Below are 6325 nucleotides of genomic sequence, written 5' to 3' on the forward strand. Positions count from 1 at the left end.
GCCGTCGTCAGTGTCGAACACCGGCGCACCGCTGAAACCTGGTTCTACGAAATGTCCATGAACCTGCACATCGCGCACCTGATGCCAGCCGCTGGCGTCGGTGAGGCGCACTTCACCGCCCGCTTCTGTGCCATTGTCAAGCCCTCCGGGAAAACCAAAAGTCACAAATGATGTGCCTAATGGAGGTGAAGCAAGACGGACGTCGTGGTTCTCTATGCCTCCCTCGACGGTTTCCTCAAGTTCCAAGACGGCGATATCGGAAACTGGATCGACTTCCAAACTTTCTAGCGAACGCATTGGTGCCCATGCAACCACGTTGGCGGTTAGTTCGCGCTGGTTCAGGAATGGAAGATCTAGCGACACCGCCTCATTCGGCGCCTTGTCCGTGCCACGTAAACGCATTAGAGCGTCGTCGACTACATGCGCGCAGGTTAAAACATGACGAGCACCGATCAGGAACCCTGTCCCGCAAATGTTGCCGCCACTACCCCTAATGCGCGCGATGGGAGTAGTTACACTCCTATGTCTGAAAATGCGCGGCACTAGGCTTTCCCGTCAACGTTTTTCCAAGTTAGATTGACTTCAATATGCGCCTCTGCAGCGGTTGAGGCGAGGATCGCGCCAAGCGTTCCAGATAGTTTGATTCCGAACCTTACCCCGACTTCTTTTGGAAGCGTGTCGAGACCGGTGGTTTGGGCAAGAATGCCTTCGGCGATTGGCCCAATGCCTGCGATTGCTTCCTCGAAGCTCTCCCTAGCTTCCACCGTGACTTCATCGCCGCGGCCTACAGCAATAGGGCTTTGGCCTGGGGGATCATCGACCTCGACTCGGACAAGGCCGTGTGAGGAATGAAACTCATAGATCATTTTGGTCATTCTAATACGTCTTTGTTCAATTACTGGACAAGTTGTTCAACCGCAGATTGGACGCTAGAATAACTCTACGTCAAGTGATGTGTTCAATAATACGGGACGGGCTTAGTTATGGTAGTTCTCCGTGTGCAGAGAGGAAATTTGCAGTATCTCAACTGTGGGTACGGAGCATCTGGGAGATCTGGTAAGACTCCGGTTGGGCCATATCGACATCACCTTCTTAAAAAGTGTTCGAAGTTATTTCATTTTCTCTTTGCGGCAATCTGTATAGGGCGAATGTTAGAGAACTCAGACCGGATGATTGCGGTTCTAAATAAATGCTTTAACTACTCAAATAGTCGGGAGTTCAGAGGTTCCTTTGAGTTTAAGTTATGTCCAAGGGAGAGAGATACGTCTCTAATCGACCGTTACTCCAAGCGGATGCCCGGGGTATTTTTCAGAGCTTTCCTTACTCTCAATCTTGCTTTTTTTGGTTTCGATGTTTCAGCAGATGAAAATCAAACTTCAAAGGGCGACTTTGAAACTTGTGTCCAGTCGGTTGATCCTGACCGAGTTTCGTCGAGCCAATTAGCTACATTGGATCTGGATTCAATTATCAGCTCCTGCAAAGCAAGTTTCGAAGCTGATCCAAAGAACATGCGCGCTGCCGCACTTCTCGCGCGAGCCTTGTCAATAGGGAAACGTTACCCAGAATCGATCGAGTTTGCGCGCATTTCAGCAGAGGGGGGTGATGCAGTAGGTATGAATGTTCTGGGGCATCTATTTCTAAAAGGATTGGGAGTGGAGAAGGACGAGATCGAGGCAGTGCATTGGTTTACCGAGTCATTTAACCGTGGAAACGTTATTGCTACTTTCAATCTTGGTGTATTGTACGATCGTGGAATTGGCGTTCCTGAAGATGAATTTTTGGGTGTAGACCTTTTGCGTCAAGCTGCTGATCGTGGCTTCGCACCATCTCAACGTCTTCTTGGAGATGCCTATCTTCAAGGGCGGGGCGTGGCACGAGACAATGATGAGGCTGTCCACTGGTACCGCGAAGCGATTAAAAGGGGAGATGCACGAGCGGCCAATAAGCTTGCTGACCTATTGTTCTACGGTGTCATGTTAGAGAAAGTTGAAAAAGAATACTTTCACGGTGTGCCCAAGGCGTATCAAAACCTACCAGAGGCACATCGGTTATATCGTTTGGCAGCCGAGGCAGGGTTGGCTTCGGGGATGTTCGGTTTGGGTTTAACATTTGCTAGTCACGATCTCCCTGAACACAGCCTAGAAAAAGCAGTAACATGGTATAAGCGCGCCGCCGGATCCAACCATTCTGAAGCTATGGCCTATCTTGGTTTCGCGTATGAAGATGGGCATGGGGTTGAGCAAGACTATGCTGAGGCGCGGCAATGGTTCGAGCGAGCAGCACAACGTGGCAGCCTCTTTGGCATGGAGAATTTTGCCAGATTGGTCAGTTGGGGCAGGGGCGGTCCGCAGGACCATGAGCTTGCCGCCGAATGGTACATACGCGCAATCGAAGCAGGTGTGAATTGGATATTTGACGACGCTGAGAACTGGAGTCCGGAGACGATCAGCGAGGTGCAAAAGCAACTACAAAATCTCGGTCTTTACGATGGCGTTGTGGATGGACGCCATTCACCAGAATTTCATAATGCTCTTACGTTGCTGAACCAACGTTGATTTTTGACGATTGTGCCTTTGACAGACCATACAGTCGTTACAACACTTGGTCCCGCGGCCTGGCAGGCTCCGGTATTGCAATGAAACTGTGAGCTTCGAGAGGAACTGTGACGAAACCGTCAGGTGCCGATTTTTCGCTCGCCAAATAGTCTTCGCCTGGGCCATTTGTTATGTGCCCAAGCACAGAGGCGAGCGCGGGACTAACGCCGGCAAATCGCCGACGCGCGTTTGCGAGCATGGCTTATTTAGTGGAACGAACAAACAGCGAAAACGGGGACTGCTCTTGAACCGCGAGCGTGACGACTACGACGTCTTTCTGGATAATTGGGAGCCAGGAGAGGTTCTGCGTCACGCATCGTTGCCGCAGAACCTCTCTGATCCCTTAATAAAAAAACGCATATTCGAAGACAGCGGCGATAACGGGCAAGTCGCTCGCACTACCTACTCCCCGGGTCAGAAGACTATGGACGACGACGAAATTAGCGTCCGAGCTTACGACTTCTTCCAAAAAAAGCATAAACGATGGGCTAATGAATTCAGGGATTACGTGCTTAGCAAAGACGTTCCGGAGGAGAAGCTGGACACTCTGGTCGCAGGCTTTGCCCAGTTGTGGGTTGACGGAAAGCGACGGAGGCAAGACTCACTGGAGATGCTTGCTATCAAGGCGTCGCTTCGAGACTTCGACCTTCTCTACCACACAACTAATGCTGGTCGATTCGTCAGTGAGACGGTCGAGGCTTCCATCCCACCACTGCTCACTCCGCTGGAGGTGAAGGTAATTCTGGACGCAAACAGGGGGCTGATCGACGCCTTCATTCCCGATTACATTGATCATCTCGGGGATGAAGGGCCAGCCTCGCTTTGCGAGCTTTATGTGCGGCGCGGCGTCTATATGCCTCCGGTCGATACCAAAGTCCGGTGCGAGCGCCACTATCTCAGTTCCTTTTCATTGGCACTTGGTCCGGTGGAGCAATTCGCGCAGACATGGACAACGGCAACGCGAAACACAGGTACGCCTTCCATTTTCTCTGCGCCAATAGCTGCGATACAGGATAGGGTCGTCGCATTCGCGCCTTTTATTACTCAAATGGATCTCAGCCAATTGGAGTTAGTGGTCGCACCGCCGGTCGAGGAAATGCACCTTGTGGACCACGGAATGCACGGTGGCATCCGGGAGTTCTCATTCCGATAGCAAACCTTTAGGCAACGAAATCCCGTATTTATTCCTAACACGAGCAGCCTGCTACAGGACCTGGAAGGGTCAATGGAAGACCGGGGCTGCATGTTCAGACTAATGGACGCTATCGACTGGAATGCGCTGCTCGAGGTGGTTAATGCCTTGCAGCAACAGATAGTGTCTCATTCGAACTCGGTGCACGAGCTCGAACCACGGTTGCCCCATACAGCGCCAGGAACTGAAGGCTAATTCATGTATGTGTGAAGTAGATCTCCTGATGTAGGGAGCAACTGATCAACGCTCTCTGGAAGGAAGCTAGGCTCTAATCGCAACTTCGTTCACTTAGGCTTCGTTCAAAATGCTCTCCGACGAGCATACTTTCCAATCTTGCGCACAGGATACTGTCGACTTGGTAGCGGTAGAAACCGTAAGAAAAACTAAGCTACAGAAGATATTCAAAAATTAGGAGGGCATTAGTCCAAAGTAAGACGATGTTCTAGCGGCTAAAACACACCGAAAAGGGGTAGTAATTCGTTGCTAGTCTTCGAGGCGCCGAAGTGGTACTAGCACTAGTTGCCACAACGCCAAGTTAGTTTTCCACGATCTTTGATAGTGGAACGCATTGGATTTGGTCGGCGGGAGGCTGTCGATATGGATACGTTGACTCAGCTCCTTGGGCGCAGATTGGTTTCGAAATCATGTCGTAACCCTTTCCGATCATGCAAGCCACATATTGCCTTTCACGCAGACGTTGGTTTGGGTCATAGCTGTAGACTTCAGGAGGAGAATAGCTCCCAGGAAGGGTGTTGCAGGAAAGAATGCCGTTGATGGTGTAGCAGCTTGTACGGCTGGGCGAATAATGACCGGATCTTGAAGCCACTGCGTTCGACTGCGGAACGACTCGCAATGCAGCGATTAAGCAAGCGTCGGACGTGCTCTGCCTTTGAGCAAGTGTCGTGCCCTACTTATACAGAATGGGCAGCGAACTAATTTGGCACGCTGATAATAGCAACAATAGCAATACTGATAATCGCATAAGAAGCTCCCCTTGAAGGTTGCAACTTGTGAATAGATTCTTTCGCTAAATCAACGCGTTTGTTCTCTAGTGCCTATTTAGTAAGATCAAGTGATGGGCCTTCAAAGGCAGTTTAAATGGGTGATTTAACCGAGCGCGCTGAAGCCCTCTTGTCTGACACATCCAAAACCCGTTCTCTGAGATCACTGACGTAAGCTCCCAGCATAAACCCCTGCAGCGTTGGAGACAGTCAACAAGTGCGCTAAAGGTTCCGAGTGAATTGCGCGTGAAAATTGAGTGATCAACGAAAGATGGGGAGGACAAATTGATCTAAGACTTGAACGGCGGTCCTGACCGATAAGCCCGGACGGCGGACCTCAACCGCCAAACCAAGTGCCGGCCGGGTAATGATAAACCACCACCACTCCAAATGAGGACAGGTCGTTGAGCTCGCGTTTTTGGAAGCATCTTCTGAAACCATCAAGTGCATTGAAATCATTAGGAAAATATTGTCTGACGAACAGCGTGCCCAACCTCGGGAAGGCGCCCTAGCCAAACTGCCCACCCAACACCTGGGTGCTCATCACTTGCCTCTAGCGATCGACTGACCAGACCGATCACTTTCCCATGGGCATTTAATACTGGACCACCGCTCATCCCGCTCGGCCAGTTGGCATCAACTTCGAAAACAGGCGTACCATTTGCTTTATCACGCCCATCGGGATGAATTGCAGTCACGTGACCGTACGATGCATACATTCCTTCCGTCACACGGTTTACGAATCTTGGCATTTCTTCTCTGATAGAGTCGATTTGTGGGTAACCGATTGCGACTACTTGATCTCCAACTTTTGGATAGTCTGGACGAAGATGGAGAGGAAGCGTGTGAAGTTCTGCCGAGAGCGGCTGCGTCTTAAGTACTGAAACATCCGCTGGAGTGAAATTGTCTTCTCCGCGCAGATTCTTGAGAGGATCATCTCCTGCCTTAATAGGCGTGCGCACTGAGACAATATTTGGGAAAAACTCAGTTGTTATACCGTGCGTCCCGTAGACCAAACCGGGAGATAGAAACACACATAGGGCTTCGCCATGAGGATTTTCGAATGTTGGATTTTTGTTGCCGGAATTGGTGTTTCTTGATCGCACGCGAAGTTCGGAGATCACGTGATCAGCAGTCAGCAAAATACCATCTCTTGAGATACCGAAAGCTGTTCCTAAACCTCTTAACGATCCGTCACGCTCCCCGTAAAATACGGGAATGACTGCCTTCCGTATGTTGAATGGATCTTGAACAAGAAAGTATCGCCCCTCTGGGTCGTCACCGTGGTCAGGAGACAACGCCCAATCTCTACGTCCATCGAGATCAACCTCATTTGTGCGGACGTCGATCAAACTTCTATTTTTCATTCAACCTCCTATGGTGTGAGCCAGCCTGCCTTTACCACTGATTGAGGTGTTCGCGTCAAGCTCAACTCTATAACTAAGTATCGTTCTCAACGTGCCAAAGCCATAGGACTAGTCGGCAAGAAGCAGAATCTGCTAAGTGCTTTATCCTTGGAGAGAAATCGCCGATGCCGG

General features: G+C 50.4%; 5 protein-coding genes. 2 read left to right on the top strand and 3 right to left on the bottom strand.

Annotation, left to right across the window (positions count from 1 at the left end; all coding sequences use genetic code 11):
• Together K5905_RS24800 and K5905_RS24805 are read right to left on the bottom strand one after the other, a co-directional pair.
• Positions 1 to 543 (bottom strand): serine protease (locus K5905_RS24800; RefSeq protein WP_297589079.1); only part of this gene is annotated, 543 nt, incomplete at its 3' end.
• Positions 543 to 875, bottom strand: coding sequence for a CU044_2847 family protein (locus K5905_RS24805; protein ID WP_297589083.1), 333 nt, complete (start codon positions 873 to 875; stop codon positions 543 to 545). The genes K5905_RS24805 and K5905_RS24800, both read right to left, overlap by 1 nt.
• A gap of 294 nt (positions 876 to 1169) precedes the next feature.
• Here K5905_RS24805 and K5905_RS24810 point away from each other — a divergent pair, with 294 nt between their 5' ends.
• Together K5905_RS24810 and K5905_RS24815 are read left to right on the top strand one after the other, a co-directional pair.
• On the top strand, positions 1170 to 2555 hold the full coding sequence (locus tag K5905_RS24810) for a tetratricopeptide repeat protein (protein ID WP_297589085.1): 1386 nt from the start codon (positions 1170 to 1172) through the stop codon (positions 2553 to 2555).
• Positions 2556 to 2838: 283 nt separating this feature from the next.
• Positions 2839 to 3747: a hypothetical protein gene (locus K5905_RS24815; protein WP_297589087.1), complete on the top strand. Its 909-nt coding sequence runs from the start codon at positions 2839 to 2841 to the stop codon at positions 3745 to 3747.
• A gap of 1498 nt (positions 3748 to 5245) precedes the next feature.
• Here K5905_RS24815 and K5905_RS24820 read toward each other — a convergent pair.
• The gene (locus K5905_RS24820; protein ID WP_297589089.1) at positions 5246 to 6154 is read right to left on the bottom strand and encodes a serine protease; all 909 of its coding nucleotides are present in this window, start codon (positions 6152 to 6154) and stop codon (positions 5246 to 5248) included.
• Between the last annotated feature and the right edge of the window lie 171 nt (positions 6155 to 6325).

Origin of the sequence: Roseibium sp. (genome assembly GCF_025698965.1) — a bacterium.
Lineage (GTDB): Bacteria > Pseudomonadota > Alphaproteobacteria > Rhizobiales > Stappiaceae > Roseibium.

What these genes read in the sequence shown, in the direction of transcription:
- K5905_RS24805 (WP_297589083.1), bottom strand. Translation starts at nt 875, where the DNA reads ATGACCAAAATGATCTATGAGTTTCATTCCTCACACGGCCTTGTCCGA.
- K5905_RS24810 (WP_297589085.1), top strand. Translation starts at nt 1,170, where the DNA reads ATGATTGCGGTTCTAAATAAATGCTTTAACTACTCAAATAGTCGGGAG.
- K5905_RS24820 (WP_297589089.1), bottom strand. Translation starts at nt 6,154, where the DNA reads ATGAAAAATAGAAGTTTGATCGACGTCCGCACAAATGAGGTTGATCTC.